General features: G+C 60.4%; 14 protein-coding genes. 7 read left to right on the top strand and 7 right to left on the bottom strand.

Annotated elements, in window-relative coordinates; all coding sequences use genetic code 11:
* Nucleotides 1–107 precede the first annotated feature (107 nt).
* From FIV03_RS11390 to iolB, 6 genes are all read left to right on the top strand, one after another.
* Nucleotides 108–1,235 (top strand): ABC transporter permease, encoded by a 1,128-nt coding sequence (locus FIV03_RS11390; protein WP_152509617.1) that lies wholly within the window; start codon nt 108–110, stop codon nt 1,233–1,235.
* A 1-nt stretch (nt 1,236) separates the two neighbouring features.
* A complete protein-coding gene (locus tag FIV03_RS11385; RefSeq protein WP_152509616.1) occupies nt 1,237–2,016 on the top strand; it encodes an ATP-binding cassette domain-containing protein in 780 nt (259 codons plus the stop codon).
* Between the two features lie 28 nt (nt 2,017–2,044).
* Entirely contained in the window at nt 2,045–3,991 is a 1,947-nt protein-coding gene (iolC, locus tag FIV03_RS11380; protein ID WP_152509615.1) for a 5-dehydro-2-deoxygluconokinase, read from the top strand.
* A complete protein-coding gene (gene iolD / locus FIV03_RS11375; RefSeq protein WP_152509614.1) occupies nt 3,988–5,832 on the top strand; it encodes a 3D-(3,5/4)-trihydroxycyclohexane-1,2-dione acylhydrolase (decyclizing) in 1,845 nt (614 codons plus the stop codon). Before iolC ends, iolD begins: the two co-directional genes overlap by 4 nt.
* Before the next feature lie 197 nt (nt 5,833–6,029).
* A complete protein-coding gene (gene iolE, locus FIV03_RS11370) occupies nt 6,030–6,926 on the top strand; it encodes a myo-inosose-2 dehydratase (protein WP_152509613.1) in 897 nt (298 codons plus the stop codon).
* Nucleotides 6,923–7,726, top strand: a complete 804-nt coding sequence (iolB, locus tag FIV03_RS11365; protein WP_075284837.1) for a 5-deoxy-glucuronate isomerase — start codon at nt 6,923–6,925, stop codon at nt 7,724–7,726. Before iolE ends, iolB begins: the two co-directional genes overlap by 4 nt.
* Nucleotides 7,727–8,144: 418 nt before the next feature.
* On the opposite strand, the gene FIV03_RS11360 is transcribed toward iolB, so the two are convergent.
* The 7 genes from FIV03_RS11360 to FIV03_RS11330 form a co-directional block, all read right to left on the bottom strand.
* Entirely contained in the window at nt 8,145–10,565 is a 2,421-nt protein-coding gene (locus tag FIV03_RS11360; RefSeq protein WP_209009943.1) for a methyl-accepting chemotaxis protein, read from the bottom strand.
* A gap of 248 nt (nt 10,566–10,813) precedes the next feature.
* Nucleotides 10,814–11,722 (bottom strand): sugar kinase, encoded by a 909-nt coding sequence (locus tag FIV03_RS11355; protein WP_152509611.1) that lies wholly within the window; start codon nt 11,720–11,722, stop codon nt 10,814–10,816.
* Nucleotides 11,723–11,916: 194 nt separating this feature from the next.
* Nucleotides 11,917–12,738 (bottom strand): carbohydrate ABC transporter permease, encoded by an 822-nt coding sequence (locus FIV03_RS11350; protein ID WP_152509610.1) that lies wholly within the window; start codon nt 12,736–12,738, stop codon nt 11,917–11,919.
* Nucleotides 12,735–13,625: a sugar ABC transporter permease gene (locus tag FIV03_RS11345; RefSeq protein ID WP_077291824.1), complete on the bottom strand. Its 891-nt coding sequence runs from the start codon at nt 13,623–13,625 to the stop codon at nt 12,735–12,737. Before FIV03_RS11345 ends, FIV03_RS11350 begins: the two co-directional genes overlap by 4 nt.
* A gap of 120 nt (nt 13,626–13,745) precedes the next feature.
* The gene (locus FIV03_RS11340) at nt 13,746–15,029 is read right to left on the bottom strand and encodes an ABC transporter substrate-binding protein (RefSeq protein WP_075283663.1); all 1,284 of its coding nucleotides are present in this window, start codon (nt 15,027–15,029) and stop codon (nt 13,746–13,748) included.
* A gap of 67 nt (nt 15,030–15,096) precedes the next feature.
* On the bottom strand, nt 15,097–16,185 hold the full coding sequence (locus FIV03_RS11335) for an ABC transporter ATP-binding protein (protein WP_173013826.1): 1,089 nt from the start codon (nt 16,183–16,185) through the stop codon (nt 15,097–15,099).
* Nucleotides 16,182–16,988: a DeoR/GlpR family DNA-binding transcription regulator gene (locus FIV03_RS11330; protein WP_023001188.1), complete on the bottom strand. Its 807-nt coding sequence runs from the start codon at nt 16,986–16,988 to the stop codon at nt 16,182–16,184. The genes FIV03_RS11335 and FIV03_RS11330 overlap by 4 nt, the downstream gene beginning before the upstream one ends.
* A gap of 455 nt (nt 16,989–17,443) precedes the next feature.
* On the opposite strand from FIV03_RS11330, the gene FIV03_RS11325 reads away from it, so the two are divergent.
* Nucleotides 17,444–18,946 (top strand): alkaline phosphatase, encoded by a 1,503-nt coding sequence (locus FIV03_RS11325; RefSeq protein ID WP_075283666.1) that lies wholly within the window; start codon nt 17,444–17,446, stop codon nt 18,944–18,946.
* Nucleotides 18,947–19,008: the final 62 nt, after the last annotated feature.

Below are 19,008 nucleotides of genomic sequence, written 5' to 3'. Positions count from 1 at the left end.
ACACGCTCGCGCACCCCGAAGGGTAAGCGCTGAATTCCAGAACACTGTTCTGCGGCCGGGCCGCATACTGGACGCGGCCGGCCACCCCGGCACGCAGGAGGAGACCTATGGCTGAGACAAAATCGGCAGCCGCCCCTCAGAAAGACGAGCGCATCCGCGAAATGTCGCCCATGCGCAAAGCCCTGATCCGCCCGGAGCTGGGCGCGATCTGCGGCACCATTCTCGTATTCATGTTCTTCCTCGGCATCGCCAGCGACAGCGGCATGTTTGCCCCGGAAGGCATCATCAACTGGGGCACAGTCTCTGCCCAGTTCGCCATCATCGCCGTCGGCGCCTGCCTTTTGATGATCGCAGGCGAATTCGACCTCTCCGTCGGCTCGATGATCGGCTTCTCCGGCGTCATCATCGCGCTCTTCACTGTTCAGTGGGGGTTCCCCGCGTGGTTCGGTATCCTGGTCGCATTTGCCATGGCGCTGGCCATCGGCGGGCTCAACGGATACCTGGTCATCAAGACCGGCCTGCCCTCCTTCATCGTCACCCTCGCCTTTCTCTACATTCTGCGCGGTCTGACGATCTTCATTTCCATCGCCACCACCCGCAAGACCATCATCGGCGGCGTGCGTGAAGCGGCGGAAGGTGACCCGATCGCCTGGCTTTTCGGCGGCAAGGTCTTTTCCGGCCTCTTTGTCTGGCTGGCCGATCTCGGCATTGTCGGCAAGTTCGTTGCCGGCCCGAAAGCAGGACTGCCGGTGGTCGAAGGCATTCCGATGCTGATGATCTGGGCGATCATCCTGATCGTGTTCGGCCATGTCCTGCTCACCCGCACCCGCTTCGGCAACTGGATCTTCGCCGCCGGCGGCGACGCCCAGGCTGCCCGCTACGTCGGCGTGCCCGTGAACCGGGTCAAGATCCTGATGTTCATGTTCTCCGCCTTCTGCGCCACAATTTTCGCCACCTGTCAGGTGATGGAATTCGGCTCGGCTGCAGCCGACCGCGGCCTCCTGAAGGAATTCGAAGCCATCATTTCCGTGGTGATCGGCGGCGCACTTCTCACCGGCGGCTACGGTTCGGTGGTAGGCGCGGCGCTTGGCGCACTGATCTTCGGCGTCGTTCAGCAAGGCCTCTTCTTCGCCGGGGTCGAAAGCTCGCTCTTCCGGGTTTTCCTCGGCGTTATCCTGCTGCTCGCCGTGATCCTCAACACCTACATCCGCCGCATGATCACGGGGGAACGCTAAGATGTCCGACAACCTCATCGAACTCGTCGATATCGAAAAACACTTCGGCCCGGTGATCGCCCTCAATGGTGTCTCCGTTTCCGTCAAGGCCGGTGAATGCCACTGCCTTCTGGGCGACAACGGCGCGGGCAAGTCCACCTTCATCAAGACCATGTCCGGCGTCCACAAGCCGACCAAGGGCAAGATCCTGATGGAAGGCAAGGAAGTCAGCTTCAACAGCCCGCGGGACGCCATGGAAGCCGGCATCGCGACCGTCTACCAGGACCTGGCGATGATCCCGCTGATGTCGGTCACCCGGAACTTCTGGATGGGCCGCGAACCGCAAAGGCGCTTCGGCCCGTTCAAGTTCTTCGATTTTTCCGAAGCCAACGAAGTCACCATGACAGAGATGTCCAAGATGGGCATTCACCTGCGCTCGCCCGACCAGGCGGTCGGCACATTGTCGGGCGGTGAACGCCAGACGGTCGCCATCTCGCGCGCCGTCTTCTTCGGAGCCAAGGTGCTGATCCTCGACGAGCCCACATCTGCCCTGGGTGTGCGTCAGACCTCCAACGTGCTGGCGACGATCGACAAGGTCCGCCAAAAAGGCATCGGCGTTGTCTTCATCACCCACAACGTGCGCCATGCCATGGCCGTGGGCGACAGGTTCACGGTGCTCAACCGCGGCAAGACGCTTGGCACCGCAGAGCGCGGAGACATAAAAGCGGAAGAACTTCAGGACCTGATGGCCGGTGGCCAGGAACTGGCGGAACTGGAAGGTTCCCTCGGCGGCACCATCTGACGGGCTGAATCAAAAACGGAATGTGCACGTGAAGAAACTCGATGTCATCACGATAGGCCGCTCGTCGGTCGACCTCTACGGAGCCCAGGCTGGCGGCCGTCTGGAGGACATGGCGTCCTTCAACAAGTATATCGGCGGCTCGCCCACCAACATGGCCTGCGGCACGGCTCGGCTCGGCCTGAAATCCGCGCTGATCACCCGCGTCGGTGACGAACACATGGGCCGTTTCATCCGCGAGGAACTGGAACGGCACGGTGTCGACACACAAGGCGTGATCACCGACAGGGAGCGGCTCACCGCGCTTGTGCTGCTCGGCATCCGCGACCAGGAACAGTTCCCGCTGATCTTCTACCGCGAGAACTGCGCCGACATGGCTCTTGGCGAAGGTGACATCGATCCTGCATTCATTGCCTCCGCCAAGGCCGTGGTCGCCACGGGCACACACCTCAGCCATCCGCAGACGGAAGCTGCCGTTCTGAAGGCATTGAGGCTTGCCCGCGAAAACGGCAGCCGTACCGCGCTCGACATCGACTACCGCCCCAACCTCTGGGGCCTGTCAGGCCACGGCGACGGCGAGAACCGCTTCATAGCCTCCGACAAGGTGACGGCCAAGCTGCAGTCGACGCTGCATCTCTTCGACCTGATCGTGGGTACGGAAGAGGAGTTCCACATTGCCGGTGGAACCACCGACACGGTCGAGGCACTGCGCAACGTGCGAAAGGTGTCGGGTGCGACGCTGGTCTGCAAGCGCGGGCCGATGGGGGCAACCGCCTTCGAAGGCGCGATCCCCGACAGCCTCGACGAGGGCATTTCCGGTCCCGGATTTCCGATCGAGGTGTTCAATGTGCTGGGGGCCGGCGACGGCTTCATGTCCGGGCTGCTGAAAGGCTGGATCACCGGAGAAGACTGGGTCACGGCCCTGACCTATGCCAACGCCTGCGGCGCGTTTGCCGTCTCCCGGCACGGCTGCACGCCGGCGTATCCGAGCTGGGAAGAGCTGCAGTTCTTCCTGAAACGGGGCGTGAAGGACAAGGCCCTGCGCAAGGACCCGGAACTGGAACAGATCCACTGGTCCACAAACCGGCACCGGCTGCACGGCGGCGACTGGTCGACCATGCGTGTCTTTGCCTTCGACCACCGTATTCAGCTCGAACAGATGGCCGATACGGCCAATGCCGATCACGAGCGGATCGGATCGTTCAAGAAACTCTGCCTCGACGCGGCTCTTTCGGTCGCGGACGGCCAGCCGGGCTATGGCATTCTGTGCGACAGCCGACATGGCCGTGAGGCGCTTTATCGGGCCGCCGGAACCGGGCTTTGGATCGGTCATCCGGTGGAGTGGCCTACCTCCCGGCCACTGACACTGGAACCGGAAATCGGTCCGGATTTCGGCGGCCTGGCCGAATGGCCGACAGAGCATGTGGTCAAGGTGTTGTGCTTCTATCATCCGCACGACACCGACGCGATGAAGGCCGAGCAGGAAGATGTCCTGAAGCGACTGTTTGCCGCCTGCCGCCGCAACCGGCTGGAAATGCTGCTGGAGGTCATCCCCTCCAAGGTCGGCCCGGTAGATAGCGACACCACCGCCGACATTATCCGGCGCTGCTACGAGATCGGCATCTATCCGGACTGGTGGAAGCTGGAACCGATGACGTCCACCGAGGCCTGGGCAAAAGCCTGTGCCGCTATCACCGAAAACGATCCTTATACCCGCGGCATCGTGGTGCTCGGCCTCGATGCGCCGGTGGAAGAGCTGGCCGCAAGCTTTGCGGAAGCCGCCCGTTTCCCGCTGGTCAAGGGCTTTGCCGTCGGCCGGACTATTTTCGCGGACGCAGCGCGCAAATGGCTCGCCGGCGAATTGACAGACGAGGCTGCCGTCGCCGACATGCTGACCCGCTTCGACAGCCTGTGTCGCATCTGGGATGATGCCCGCGCGCAGGCACGCGTCAACGAACCTCAAGGAATTCCCGCATGACCGGCACAATCCGCCTTACTGCCGCGCAGGCCATGGTGCGGTATATCTCCGCGCAGATGACCGAGGACGGTGAGCGTTTCATCGACGGCATCTGGGCGATCTTCGGCCACGGCAATGTTGCCGGTCTGGGCGAAGCGCTGGAGCAGGCCGGCAACGCCCTGCCGACCTGGCGCGGCCAGAACGAACAGACCATGGCCCACACAGCTATCGCCTATGCCAAGGCCAAGAAGCGCACACGGGCGATGGCGGTCACCTCGTCGATCGGCCCCGGCGCCACCAACATGGTGACCGCCGCAGCCCTTGCCCATGTCAACCGCCTGCCGGTGCTGCTGATCCCCGGCGATGTCTTTGCCAACCGCGCACCCGACCCGGTGCTGCAGCAGGTCGAGGATTTCGACGACGGCACGGTTTCGGCCAATGACTGCTTCCGCCCGGTATCGCGCTACTTCGACCGCATCAGCCGCCCGGAACACCTGCTGACGGCCCTGCCGCGCGCCTTCCGCGTGATGACCGACCCGGTCAACTGCGGCCCGGTGACCCTGGCCTTCTGCCAGGACACGCAGGCAGAAGCCTTCGATTATCCGGCAAGCTTCTTCGAGCCGAAGGTCTGGCGCATCCGACGCCCGGAACCGGACAGCCGGGACATCGCCGATGTTGTCGCCCTCATCAAATCCGCGAAGAACCCGGTTCTGGTCTGCGGCGGCGGCGTTGTCTATTCGCAGGCTGAAGATACTCTTGGCGCGTTTGCGACCAGGCATGGCATTCCGGTGATCGAGACCCAGGCGGGCAAGTCGGCGCTGGCGCAGTCTCATCCGATGAACTTCGGCACCGCCGGGGTCGACGGCTCGGCCTGCGCCAACGAGATTGCCGAAAGCGCGGATCTCGTGATCGGTATCGGCACCCGCTTCCAGGACTTCACCACCGGCTCCTGGGCGCTCTTCAAGAAACCCGGCCGCAAGCTCGTCTCCATCAACGTTCAGGGCTACGACGCCCTGAAGCATGGCGCCGTCGGTGTCATCGGCGATGCGAAGGTGTCTCTGGAGAAGATCTCAGCTGCACTCGGCGCGGAGACAAAATCGGCCTTCAATCCGCAGTCCCGTGTCGACTGGCTGGCCAAGGTCGATGCCCACTGCAGTGCACGGACCGATGTGCCCGAAGGCTACCTGCCGCTCGACGCCGAGGTTATCGGCGCGGTGCAGCGGGCGTCTTCGGAAAAAACCATCGCCATGTGCGCGGCCGGCACCATGCCGGGCGCCCTGAAGCTTCTGTGGCAGGCGCCGCAGGGCGGCTATCACATGGAATACGGCTATTCCTGCATGGGCTACGAGATTGCCGGTGCCATGGGCATCAAGCTGGCGCAGCCGGAGCGGGATGTCGTCTGCTTCGTCGGTGACGGATCCTACATGATGGCCAACTCGGAACTGGCGACCGCCGTCATGCGGCGGGTGCCGTTCACGGTGGTGCTCACCGACAACCGCGGCTACGGCTGCATCAACCGGCTGCAAATGGGCACCGGTGGCAACCAGTTCAACAACCTCTATCAAAACTGCAACGTCGAGGCGCAGCCGGACATCGACTTCGTTGCCCACGCGGCCGCCATGGGCGCCCACGCGGTAAAGGCGAAGGACATCGCCGATCTGGAAGCGCAGATCCTCGCCGCAAAGGACCGGGCCATTCCGGCGGTGATCGTCATCGACACGGACCCGATGCACGGGCCGGGCGAGAACGGTGGCGGTCACTGGTGGGACGTCGCCGTGCCGGAGGTCTCCGAACGGACCGAAGTCAACAAGGCCCGTGAGGGCTATGTCGACGCGCTGAAGCACCAGAACCTGGTCGATTGAGGGAGAGGCACCGCAGCACACCGATTTCCTCTCTCAAGACCTCATCCTGAGGAGGACCATCAGGTCCGTCTCGAAGGATGGGCGGCAATTCCGAACAAGTGGCCCATCCTTCGAGACAGCGCTGAAGCGCTTCCTCAGGATGAGGTTCGAAAGTTACGATCAACTCCAACGCTCCGATGCGTTACAGGACAACAGCCATGATCCTTTACGGCACCAACCCGATCGCCTGGGCCAATGATGACGACCAGACCCTTGGCGCACATATTCCGACCGAGCAAATCCTGTCGGAAGCTTCCGAAATCGGCTTCGACGGTATCGAGAACGGCCACCGCTGGCCGAACGATCCGGAAGAGCTGAAACAGCTTCTGGGCGGCCATGGCCTCAAGTTCATTTCCGGCTGGTACTCGCTCAACCTGCTTGCCCAGTCGGTCGAGGCCGAAAAGAAGGCCATTCAGCCGCATCTGGACAAGCTGAAGCACAATGGCTGCAAGGTCTGCATTGCCTGCGAGACCTCCAACACCATTCAGGGTTCCCAGGTCGACATCAACACCAGCCCGGTCCTGACCGCAGAAGAGATGAAAGCCTTCGGCGCCAAGATCGAGGAACTTGCCGCCTTCTGCGCAAGCCAGGGCATCGACCTTGTCTACCACCACCACATGGGCACTGTGGTCGAGACACCGGCGGAAATCGACGCTTTCATGGATGCCACCGGCCCGGCGACCAAGTTGCTGTTCGATGCCGGTCATTGCTATTTCGGCAGCAATGGTCAGGATCCGGCGCCGGTTCTGGAAAAACACGCTGCCCGCGTGAAGCATTTCCATGCCAAGAACGTTCGGCCTGCCGTGATGAAGGATATCCGCGAAGACAAGAAGTCCTTCATGGACGGCGTCCGTGCCGGCGTCTTCACCGTACCGGGTGACGAGGAAGGCGGCGTTGATTTCAAACCTCTTCTCCAGATCCTGAAGGACACCGGCTACGAAGGCTGGATCGTTATCGAGGCAGAGCAGGACCCGGAAGTCCGCAATCCGTTCCAGTATCAGAGCCTCGGCCTCAAGACCCTCAAGCAACTCGCAAAGGAAGTGGATTTGACATGAGCCATCTTCTCGTCAAACCGTCCGGCACCTCCGGCAAGGTGCACGACATCACGCCTGAAAGCGCCAGGTGGGGCTATGTCGGCTTCGGCCTGTATCATCTGGAAGCGGGACAGTCGGCCTCGGAAGAAACCGGTGACAAGGAAGTCATCCTTGTCCTGGTTGAAGGCAAGGCGTCGATTTCCGCTGGAGATGAAAGCTTTGGTGAGCTGGGCGACCGGATGAGCGTTTTCGAGCGCAAGAAGCCGCACTGCGTCTATGTGCCCAACGGCAGCAGCTGGTCCGCAACGGCAACAACCGACTGCGTTCTGGCGGTCTGCACCGCCCCCGGCAAGGGCAACTACAAGGCCCGTGTGATCACGGACATCGGCCAGGTGGAACGTGGCAAGGGTGCAAACACCCGCTATATCCACCCGATTGCGATGGAAGAAAGCGATATCGCCGACAGCCTGCTGGTGACGGAAGTGTTCACACCCCAGGGCAACTGGTCGTCCTACCCGCCGCATCGGCACGACGAAGACAATTTTCCGGACATGACCTATCTGGAAGAGACCTACTACCACCGCCTGAACCCGAAACAGGGTTTCGGGTTCCAGCGCGTTTTCACCGAGGACGGCGAGCTGGACGAGACGATGGCTGTGGCCGATGGCGACGTGGTGCTGGTTCCCAAGGGCCATCACCCCTGCGGCGCACCCTACGGCTACGAGATGTATTATCTGAACGTCATGGCCGGCCCGATGCGCAAGTGGCGCTTCCAGAACCATCCGGATCACGACTGGATCGCCCAACGGGACGCTGGATAGGCTCAAGCAGCTGAGACTGAGCAAGTGGCCCATCCTTCAAGACGGGCCTTTGGCCCTCCTCAGGATGAGGGTCGTGCATGATGAGGACAGGGAAAGGCGCCAACAGCACCGTTCCTTTCCCCCTCATCCGTCATCCCGGACGCAGCGAAGCGAAGATCCGGGATCGGGGCGCCAGGGCCTTTCCATCTGGTGCCAACAGAAATGGCAGCGGGCTCGGAGGTTCCCCGGTCCCGGCTCGCGCTGCGCTTGGCCGGGATGACGACGGAGAGGTCTTTCTTGAAAAGAGGCCGCCAACGGCACCTTTCATTTTCCCCTCACCCTTCATCCCAGACGCAACGGATCGGATCGGTGAACCAAGGCTTTCGTCAACAAAAAAGGGCGCCAAAAGGCGCCCTTTTCGTTTCCTGAGATTGCCGTCTTAGGCGGCGATGAGAATGTGGCTCTCTGCTAGCTGTTCGGCGAATTCGACGCCGCAGCCTGCTCCTGTCTGGCGCACGACCTTGCCTTGCAGCACGGTGCCATCCAGGAATTCCAGCGTCATGCGCTCGCCAATCGGCAGGTCGGTCATATCCAGGATCTGCGCACCGGTGACACTGACGTCGATCAGCTGCGCGGTGCGCTTGCGACCGTCCGCGAAGGTAATGGCAACATCCTCGGATATCGCCTTGCGCACCGAACGTCTCCGGTCCTCGACGTCCTTCGTGACGTCCGCCAGGAACTTCTCGACCTCGCGGGCAAGGCTGTCGCTTGCCTCCGAAACCAGGTCGGACGCGGTGTTGACCGATCCGGCTTCCGTCGACGTTTGTTCAACTGCACCGGAAACAGACGACATGCTGCTGGCTGCATTGCCTGTGCTGTCGCTGGCAGAACGAGCCGAGCGCGCGATTTCCTGGTTTGCCGCCCGCTGTTCCTCGATAGCCCCTGCCACGGAACTGGTCAGGTTCTTGATGTCGGACACCTTCTCGGCAATGTGCTCGATGGCACCCGCTGCATCGCGAACCGAGGACTGGATTCCTGAAATCCGGCCGGAGATCTCGTCCGTCGCCTTGGAGGTCTGCTCTGCAAGCTGTTTGACTTCCGATGCCACGACCGCAAAACCGCGACCGGCTTCACCCGCACGGGCAGCCTCGATGGTGGCATTGAGCGCCAGAAGGTTTGTCTGCTCTGCGATATCGCGAATGAGATTGACCACGCTGCCGATATGTTCGGCAGCTTCCGACAGCGTCTGAACGTTGCGGTTGGTCTGTTCCGCCGCTTCCACGGTCTCCAGAACGATGCGGGTGGTGGCTTCGGTCTGATTCGCGATTTCCTGAACCGTGGCCGTCATTTCTTCTGTTGCGGCGGCAACGGCGGCGACGTTTTCAGAAGCGCTGATGGAGGCGTGGCCTGCCTGATCGGATTCAGACTTGGCATTGGTTGCAAGGTCTTCCAGCGTTGAAGCTGCCCCCCGCATCCGTTCCATCTGGTCGGACACGGTTGCCAGGCGATCAGTCATGATCGACTTGAAGTCCGTGATCACCCCTTCCAGGAAAGCCTGGCGCTGGCGTTCCCTGTCACGTTCGTTGCGGGCCTGGTCTTCAAGATGACGGCGCTGAATGGCGTTTTCCTTGAAGATCGCCACAGCCTTGAACATGTCGCCAATCTCGTCGCCCCGCTCGGAACCGTCCGTCTCTACGCGCGTGTCCCCATCGGCAAGCCGGTTCATGGCGGAAACCACCATGTTGATCGGCTTTGTTACGGAGCGAGCTGCAAAGAAGCCAAGGGCAGCGGCAATCGCAAGCAAGGCGAGCCCGGCGAGGACCATCCGGTTGCGCATATCTGTCAGCGGGGTAACGGCTTCTGCATAAGGCTGCATGGCGACGATGGCGAAGTTCTTGCCCTGGTAGGTGAACTTCTCCGCTTCAACGTCCATCAGTTCGTCACCAAAGTAGGTAGACATGCCGAAGGCGCTGCCTTCCGCGAAGGCCTTGTCGATGACGGGCCCACTCAGTTCCGTAGCCAGAATATCGTTCTTGTCGGCAGTGAGCGGCGTGTCATTGCGCATCATGCGATCTTCGCCGATCAAAGCCAATTCACCGGTTTCTCCAAGCCCGAGACCACTACTCATGAGGGAATTGATCTTGTCGATCGGCATCTGGAAGGCCACTACGCCAACCGTTTCTGCATTCACGTGAATGGGGTGCGCCATGAAGCTGGCGGGGGCGTCGAAGCTCGGTTTATAGGCGGCAAAATCCTCAAAGGCGACTTCGTCCTCGGCGGTGATCGCCATCGCCTTGCGATAGACTTCGCCGAGGTCGGTATCCGCCCACTGGCCACCACCCTTTTCGAAATTCGTGGCGTAATCCAGTTCCTTGAAGACCGTGTAGACGAGGTTGCCCTTGGCGTCGAACAGGAACACGTCGTAATAGCCCTGGTCCTGCTGCAGTTTTCGGAACCAGGGGTGATACTTGGCGTGCACCTCGTCGTAAGCCGACCCGGTCTCGGCCCGGTCGAGCTTGTGTTTCTCGCCGGTCGGATGCGGGTTGCCGGTGATATACGCAGCTTGCAGTTCTTCCTGCGGATTGCCGCCGTACATTTTCCAGAAATCCCAGACGGAGGCGAACTCCTGGACAGCGGCTGCTGTGCCAGGGTGCTCAGCCGTCAGAATGAGTTCGCGTTCGATCGCCTGCAGATAGGCGACTGTTTCCTTTTCGCCAGTCTCGGCAGCCGTCTGAAGGCGTTCCTTCGTCAGTTCTTTCACGATCACAGAAGACGTGAGGTAGCTTTCTACACCGACACCGATGCCAACCACCGCAGCGGCGCCCAAAACCAGCGCCGGAATCTTTTTAGACAAACGCATGCCTGAGAACATTCGTACCCCCCATCAGATGGCCCGTTCAGCCAACGATCAAAACCGAACGTAGGGTAAGGACAAGGAGCGAATGAAAGCTTAATTTCATCGCATAAAGTTATTTACGGGCAAATAATCGCGAAAGAATTCGGAGCCGCTCCTAAATCATACTGTCAATAATCGCAATATATTCTCTTGTGGGTTGAACGCCTCTTCTTGAAGCAATCAATCACCAGTCGAATCATACGCACTTACCCTTAGGCAGTTTCGAGACAGGCAACGAGGGCACCACGGTGCTGGATCACCTTGCCGGCGAGACTTGCACCGGCATCAACGCTTGCCGGGACGTCGCCCCCCGAAAGATATTTCGCAAGAAACGCGGCATTGAAGCTGTCACCGGCTGCAGTCGTATCGACAATGCTGGAAACCGGCGCTGGCTGGAAAGCCTGCCGGGAAACGGCATCCGCGCAGATCACCTCTTCCGGCCCGTTCTTGACCACAACCATGCCTGCCCCTGCAGCCAGATAGCGGTCGGCGCTGACGTCTGGCGTTGCATCACCGAAATGGGCCAGTTCGTCCTCGAAGGACGGCATCAGGAAATCACAGCAGCCGGCAGCTTCCGTAACACTTGCCCGCATGGTGTCCGCGTCTTCCCAAAGACGCGGACGCAGGTTTGGGTCGAACGCCGTTTTGGCACCGGCTTTTCGCGCGGTTCTGAGTGCGTCCAGAAATTTTGCCCGATCTTCCGGTGGAAGGATCGCAAGGGTAATCCCGCTGAAGTAGATCAACCCCGCACCACTAAGCGCAGATGCAAGATGTGTCCCGTCCGCGGCAAGACACCGGGCTGCCGATTGCGATCGCCAGTATGCGAAGCTGCGTTCGCCGTCCTTCAGCTGGATCATGTAGAGGCCGACCGTCCGGTCGTCCCGCTTCTGGATGGCAGCCGTCTCCAGGTCTGATCCTTTCAGGAAAGAAAGCATCTGCTCCGACACCTGATCGCGGCCGACCGCAGTGTAATAGCCGACAGTCCAGTCGGCAGGCAGGCATTTGCGCGCATACCAGGCGGTGTTGAGCGTATCGCCGGCAAACCCCATGGCATAGGTGCCCTCACCCGTTGGTGCCATCTCGACCATACATTCGCCAATGGCAAGGAATTTGAGTGACACGGCGGGGCTCCTCGATGCTCGGGGATCAGAAAAACTTAAGGCGAAAACCCCGCAGAAAACCGGGATTTAAATCCATTAGCATAAAAGCCCTTGCCTTAAAAAGTGGCACAAAGGCCTATGCGCCTTGCCAAAGCGGTTTGGCCGTCCGGACGATGGTCATTCATCCCCGGTTTCTGCTGTTTCCCTGAATAATTTTATTTGATGCCGGCGCGCATGAAGCTTTGGACAAACTGCCTCTGGAACAGCAGAAAGGCGATCAGCAGCGGCCCGGAGGTCATCAGCGTCGCGGCATTGATGACCGACCATTCCACCCCGCTGTCGATGGCCGAGAAGATGCTGAGACCGACGGTAACCGGGCGGGTGTCCACCGAGTTGGTCACGATCAGCGGCCACAGGAAATTGTTCCAGTGGTGACTGACGGAAACGAGGCCGTAGGCAAGATAGGTCGGCTTTGCGAGCGGAATATAGACCCGCCACAACACGCCCAGAACCGAAGCACCCTCGATGCGTGCTGCCTCGTCCAGTTCCTTCGGGATGGTCATGAAGGTTTGCCGCAGCAGGAAGATGCCAAAGCCGGACGCGATGTAGGGCAGCGCGATGGCGGGGATGGTGTCCACCAGATTGAGCATGCGCATGGTCTGATAGTTTTCCACCATCAGGATGTCCGGCATCACCAGAAGCTGCAGCAAGACAAGCGTGAAGAGGATATTGCGCCCGGGAAACTGGAACCTTGCGAAGGCAAAGGCAGCCAGCGTGCCGAGGAAAAACTGCCCGGCTAAGATCATCGACACCAGCAGAAAGGTGTTCAGAAAGTAGCGGGCGAAGGGCGCCGCATCCCAGGCTTTTGCGAAATTGTCGAGTGTCAGCGGTGCAAGAAGCTCGAACCGTGCCTCATAGGCCGCCGGATGAAACGCGGTCCAGATGGCATAGGCCAGCGGCAGCACCCATAAGAGTGCCAATGCCCAGGCAGCGAAGGTGTTGAGCACCCTGTCGAAGGAAAGGCCGGCGCCGCTCATTTGTAATGCACCTTGCGGTCGAAGAAGAAGAACTGGCCGATGGCAAGCAGCGACAGAAGCACCAGAAGAGCGACAGTGAGCGTTGCACCATAGGCGGTTTCCCAGAAGCGGAAGGCGACCTCGTAGATGTAGAACAGCAGCAGTGCCGAGGCGTTGTCCGGCCCGCCGTCCGTCAGAATGAAGATATGGTCCACCAGGCGGAAGGAATTGATGACCGCGTTGACGCAGACGAACAGGGTCGTCGGCATCAGGAGCGGAAAGGTGATCCGCCAGAAAATCGTCCAGCGCCCGGCGCCTTCGATCTGCGCGGCCTCCTTCAGCGTGACCGGAATTGCCTGCAGCGCCGCCAGGTAAAAGATCATGAAGAAGCCGGCTTCCTTCCAGACGGTGACCACGATGATGGCGTTGAGCGCGGTGTCCGGGTTGCCGAGATAGTTGCTGGCAGGCCAGCCAAACAGGGCACCGGTGATCTGGTCGACCAGGCCAAAGCCGGGCGTGTAGAAAAACATCCAGATGTTGGCGACGGCGATCAGAGGCAGAACGGTCGGCGTGAAATAGGCCATGCGCACGAAGCTTCTGCCAACCAGCCTGTCGTTGACCCAGAGCGCCATGACGATCGCCAGGCCCACGGAGACCGGAATGGTGCCAAAGGCGAACCAGACGTTGTTCCAGAGCACTTTCCAGAACACCGGGTCATCCAGCATGCGCTCATAATTGGATAGACCGATGAACTTGGCCGGGCGACGTCCGCGCGGGGTGGAAAAGAAGCTGTTCAGGAACGTCGTGACCGCGGGGATGTGGGTAAAGGCAAACAGGAATACCATTGCCGGCAGCAACAGCAGCCAACCGTGGATCCAGTCGCGTTTCAAGGCAATGCCCCGCTTCATGGTCTAGGCCCCGATAAGGAGAAAAACGCGACCTAAAGCAAATTGCGGTTAGGACGGCGAAAGGTCTGGGGAACGGGACGGAACACCGGAGTGGGACCCGGCGCTCCGCCCCGAATGGCGTTAGCGGTATTCGCTCAGGATCTCGTCGGCCTGCGCCTGAGCTTCCTTCAGCGCCGTTTCGGCATCCTTCTGGCCCGTGATGGCAGCAGCCAGCGCATCGTTGAAGATGCCGGTCACGCGCTGGTTCTGGTAGGTCGCCAGTTCAGCCTTGGCGAAGTCCAGCTGGTCGCGGGCAACCAGGACAGCCGGAAAATCAGCCGCATAAGCTTTCATCGTGTCGGTTTCCCAGGTTTCGGCGCGCGGAGCGACGTAGCCTGTTGCGATGGTCCACTTCGCGGACTGTTCCGGAGCCGTGATCCACTGAACGAACTTGACGGCAGCCTTGTTCTGTTCGTCGGAAGCGCCCTTGAACAGGTAGAAGTTGCCACCGCCAGTCGGTGCGCCGCGCTGTGCCTTTTCCGGCAGCATGGCAACGCCGAACTTGAACGGAGCATTGTCACGAACGTTGGTGAGGTTGCCGGTGGACGTCCACATCATGGCCGTCTGGCCTTCGAAAAAGGCTTTCGGTGTTGCGCCCCACTCGATGATGCCCGGAGCCATCACTTCGTGCTTTGTGCTGAGATCGACAAGATACTGCAGCGCCTCTACCACCTTGGGATCATCGAAGTTGGTCTTGTTGCCGTCGGCATTGGCCAGAATCGCGCCGTTTTCGATGGCAAGGCCCTGGAACAGCCAGTACGGGAAACCGGAAGACGGAATACGCACGCCCCACTGGGTGACATTGCCGCTGTCGTCTTTCTTCGTCAGCTTCTTGCCGAATTCGACCATTTCGTCCCAGGTTGCCGGAGCGACCTCCGGATCAAGCCCGGCCGCTTCGAAGGCTTCCTTGTTCCAGTAGAGCACCGGCGTGGAGCGCTGGAACGGAATGCCGTAGGTCTTGCCGCCGGTCTGGCTGTTCTCCATGAATGCCGGATAAAAGCCTTCGACCCATTTCTTGTCTTCGTCGCTGGTCAGATAGTCGTCGAAGGGCTGGATCAGGTCTTCATCGATCAGGGTGAACATGTCGGCAGACAGGATCACCGAAAGCTGGGGCGGGTTGCCACCGCGCGAAGCGGTGATCGCCTTGGCGACGGTGTCCTGGTAGGAGCCGGCATAAACGGCGTCGATGGTAACATCCGGGTTCTGCGCAACATAGGCGTCGGTCAGTTCCTGGATGGTGTCAGCAGCCTTGCCGCCAACGGCGACCGGAAAATAGAATTGCAAATCAACAGCCTGAGCGGAGGCCCAGGTGCTGAAGGTAAGCGCCGTTGCCGCAACGGCTTTCAGGAAAGTGGACTTCAACATCAGCTTACTTCCTAAGGTTCGAAAATCCGCAGGTCTGCGGTCGGTCTACGCGGGCGTGCGCAGCAGGTCAGGAGCGCAACAAGGCTCCGAACTCGGAAATGAGATCGTCCCGGCGGCGGCCGGTATCGGCGTCGAAAACATGAAGGTCGTCCGGCGAAAAGCCGAGCTGCACGGATTGGCCTGGCGTGAAGGCCCGGCTGGCCGGAAGGCGCACTTGAAAACCGGTGCCGGCAACTTCGCAATCGGCCAGCACATCCGCCCCAAGATACTCGACGGCACGAACAGACGCGTTGACTGGACCACCGTCTTCCAGATGCATTGCCTCCGGGCGCAGGCCCAGCTTGAAGTCCGGCGCGGTGCACAGCTTCCTGAAGGCATTGGCCGGAAAGAGGTTCATTGGCGGTGTACCGATAAAACAGGCGGCAAAGGGCGTTGCCGGTTTTTCGTAAAGATCCCGCGGGCTCGCCACCTGCTCCAGCCGGCCACCATTCAAAAGCACCACCTGATCGGCCATGGTGATGGCCTCGACCTGATCATGCGTGACATAGACCATCGTGAAGCCGAGCTGCTGCTGCAGCGCGCGGATTTCCACCCGCATTTCATGGCGCAGCTTGGCGTCGAGATTGGACAGCGGCTCGTCCATCAGGCAAATCGGCTTTTCGCCGATGATTGCCCGTCCAAGCGCGACACGCTGCTGCTGACCGCCTGAAAGCTGACCCGGCTTGCGCTCCAGTAACTGGCCAAGGCCCAGAAGATCGGCAACCCTTGCAAGACGCCGGTCCCGCTCGGCCCTGCCGACCCGGCGGACCTTCAGGCCGAAGATGATGTTCTCACCGACATTCAGATGTGGAAACAGCGCATAGGACTGGAACACCATGGCAAGGTCACGCTTGGCCGACGGACGACCGGTGACATCCTCTCCGCCGATCAGGATGCGTCCGCTGCTGACATTCTCGAGGCCCGCGATCATGCGCAATGTCGTTGACTTGCCACAGCCGGACGGTCCCAGAAGTGCCGTGAAGGAGCCTGCCGGAATATCGATCGACAGGCCATCGACAGCCACCGTCTCACCCCAGGTACGCGACACCGTTTCAAGGACGATCGGCTTGCCGGCGCCAGAGGGTTTTGCACCCGGGATATGCGGATCTGATGTCACGCCTCATCCCCGTCGTCGGCCACGAACACTTCCGTTTTCGTGCCTTCCAGCGATGCCAGGAAAACATCCGGCACCGGGCAATCGGTGAAGATCGCATCGACATCGCTGAGCTGACCGCCGCGCACATGGGCGTTCCGGCCGAACTTGCTGTGATCGAGGACCAGATAGGACCGGCGGCAATTGGCGAGTATCGACTGGCGGGCCGCCACTTCGTCCTCGTGGAAATCCAGCAGCGTGCCGTCTTCATCGACACCTGCGACACCAAAAATGCCGATATCGACCTTGTAGTTGGAGAAGAACGCCTGCGCTGCGGACCCCAGCACGTCGCGGTCGCCATGACGCAACCGCCCGCCGGTGATGGTCACCTGAAACGACGGGTTGACCGAAGCCGTGAAGGCCACGTTCAGATTGTTCGTGAAAACCGCCAGTTTCTCGTGCCCCACCAGGGCCTGCATCACGATCTCCGGAGTGGTGCCGATAGAAAACGCGATCGACTGGTTGTTGCCGACATGACCGGCCACCAGTTTCGCAATCAGCTGCTTTTCCGGAAGATTGAGGATCTGCCGGGTGGAATAATGGATGTTGGACGCCGGTGCCGGAGGCTCGACGCCGCCGTGGGTCCGGCGCAGGATCCCCAGTTCGCAAAGACCGTTGACGTCCCTGCGAATTGTCTGCGTGGTCACCTCGAACCGGTCCGCCAGTTCCTCGACGGACGCAAATCCTGCCTTTTGTACCAGATCCGCGATTTCGGCCTGACGCTTTGAAATGTCTATTTGCCCAAGCATGTTCTTCTGATCCGCCATCGTCCCCTCTCCTCCTGCAGATGCAGAAGGCCAGTTGCTCCAAAGGCATCATGTTGACTCGAAAAAGCCTGACTTCGAAGCCCGTTAAAACATTTTCATATGAACCTTATTCGACGCTCATATGAAAATGATGTGACAATAGGGGATAGGGGGCAGCCCAGGAACACAGGACGCGACAGCGTCCTCAGATTTCAGGACGCCATTTTTCTATCTGTAATTGCCCGGGCGTTTCACGAGGCTGCCAGGCCGATGACCCGGCAGGGAATAACCCTGCGGTTCGATGACAAGACGCTACCGAAGAAGAGACAAGACGGCGCAAAAGTAGAAGAGTTGAATTCAATCGTCGAAGTTATGTAATAAAATAACAAATCTGTTTCGTCATCCAACTGTCAATCAGATGTCATGCAGCGTTTTTAAGTAGCTCCCGGGATGCACCCTCACCTCCGGGAGATATCATGAAAACGATCGTTTGCACTTCGCTGGCGCTGGCTCTGACCGGCTCCGTCGCCTTTGCTCAGGACGCCCTGCCGCAAGCCTCCAGCCAGTGGTACAAGGATGGCGAAGCCGCCATTCAGGCCATTTTGGACCGTCAGCCGAACACCAACCGCGCCAAGAACGTGATCCTGCTGATCGCAGACGGCAACGGTGTCGGAACCAACTACGCCACCCGCCTTTTCGACGGTCAGCAGAAAGGCATGCTGGGCGAGGAAAACGTTCTCCCGTACGAAACTCCGGAGTTCTACAGCGCCCTGGTCAAGACCTACAACATCAACGCCCAGACGCCGGACTCCGCTCCGACCGCCGGCTCGATGAACACGGGCGTGAAGCAGCGCTTCAACCTGATCAACCTCGGCGAAGAAGCCATCCATGACGATTGCTCCACCGTCGAAGGCAACCAGCTTGCCCTGTTCTCCGAAATGATGACCGAAGCCGGCAAGTCCGTCGGCGTCATCTCCACCGCCCGCCTGACCCACGCAACTCCGGCTGCTGTCTACGCCAAGACCGCCAACCGCAACTGGGAAGACGCCGTGCCGGAAGGCTGCACCGCACAGAAAGACATCGCAACCCAGCTGATCGACGCCATGGAAGCCGGCACCGTTGATTTCGCAATGGGCGGCGGTGGCCGTTACTTCCTGCCGAAGGACAAGGAAATGGGTGGGCTGAAGGGCCGCCGCGAAGACAATGTCGACCTGGTTGAGCGTGCAACCGGGCTGGGCGCACAGTTCGCATCCGACACCGCCGGTTTCCAGTCGCTGAAGCTTGACGGCTCCAGCCCCGTCCTGGCCCTGTTCAACAACAGCCACATGGAATATGAGGCCGACCGCGCCGACAATGACGAGCCGTCTCTGGCCGACATGACCAAGGCAGCCATCGAGTATCTGTCCAAGAACGAAGGCGGCTACTACCTGGAAATCGAAGCCGGCCGCGTCGACCACGCCAACCATGACGGCAATGCGGCCCGCGCCATGCGCGACGGTGTCGCCTTTGCAGAAGCCGTTGCCATTGCTGACGAGCTGACCAACGATGAAGACACGCTGATCATCGTCACCGCCGACCACGAACACGCCATCGCCTTCAACGGCTATTGCGGCCGCGGCTCGGCCATCCTCGGCCTTTGCTACGACGTTGCCCAGGTTGGTATCAAGCATTCCGACAAGGTTCTGACCGCGGATGACGGCAAGCCGTACACCGTGATCGGTTACCTGAACGGCACAGGCTCGGTTCTGAAGAAGGGCGAAGGCGAAAACGACTACACCGGCTCGCGCCCGGACCTGGACCAGGAAACGGCCACCGATCTGGACTACGTCCAGCAGGCGCTGATCCCCAAGTCCTCCGAAACCCATTCGGGTGAAGATGTTGCGGTCTACGCAAAGGGCCCGTGGGCGCACCTGGTCGATGGCACCATCGAGCAGAACGTGATCTTCCACGTCATGAACCACGCTGTGAACGCCCAATAAGCCTTCAGTCAGCGTTCAACAAGCGCTCAGCGGGATCCCTGGTCGAAAACCGGCCAGGGATC

This window comes from Labrenzia sp. THAF187b (assembly GCF_009363375.1).
GTDB lineage: Bacteria > Pseudomonadota > Alphaproteobacteria > Rhizobiales > Stappiaceae > Roseibium > Roseibium algicola.
This window is presented reverse-complemented; position numbering and strand designations above follow the sequence as displayed.

What these genes read in the sequence shown, in the direction of transcription:
- FIV03_RS11390 (WP_152509617.1), top strand. Translation starts at nt 108, where the DNA reads ATGGCTGAGACAAAATCGGCAGCCGCCCCTCAGAAAGACGAGCGCATC.
- FIV03_RS11385 (WP_152509616.1), top strand. Translation starts at nt 1,237, where the DNA reads ATGTCCGACAACCTCATCGAACTCGTCGATATCGAAAAACACTTCGGC.
- iolD (WP_152509614.1), top strand. Translation starts at nt 3,988, where the DNA reads ATGACCGGCACAATCCGCCTTACTGCCGCGCAGGCCATGGTGCGGTAT.
- iolE (WP_152509613.1), top strand. Translation starts at nt 6,030, where the DNA reads ATGATCCTTTACGGCACCAACCCGATCGCCTGGGCCAATGATGACGAC.
- iolB (WP_075284837.1), top strand. Translation starts at nt 6,923, where the DNA reads ATGAGCCATCTTCTCGTCAAACCGTCCGGCACCTCCGGCAAGGTGCAC.
- FIV03_RS11360 (WP_209009943.1), bottom strand. Translation starts at nt 10,565, where the DNA reads ATGCGTTTGTCTAAAAAGATTCCGGCGCTGGTTTTGGGCGCCGCTGCG.
- FIV03_RS11350 (WP_152509610.1), bottom strand. Translation starts at nt 12,738, where the DNA reads ATGAGCGGCGCCGGCCTTTCCTTCGACAGGGTGCTCAACACCTTCGCT.
- FIV03_RS11345 (WP_077291824.1), bottom strand. Translation starts at nt 13,625, where the DNA reads ATGAAGCGGGGCATTGCCTTGAAACGCGACTGGATCCACGGTTGGCTG.
- FIV03_RS11340 (WP_075283663.1), bottom strand. Translation starts at nt 15,029, where the DNA reads ATGTTGAAGTCCACTTTCCTGAAAGCCGTTGCGGCAACGGCGCTTACC.
- FIV03_RS11330 (WP_023001188.1), bottom strand. Translation starts at nt 16,988, where the DNA reads ATGGCGGATCAGAAGAACATGCTTGGGCAAATAGACATTTCAAAGCGT.
- FIV03_RS11325 (WP_075283666.1), top strand. Translation starts at nt 17,444, where the DNA reads ATGAAAACGATCGTTTGCACTTCGCTGGCGCTGGCTCTGACCGGCTCC.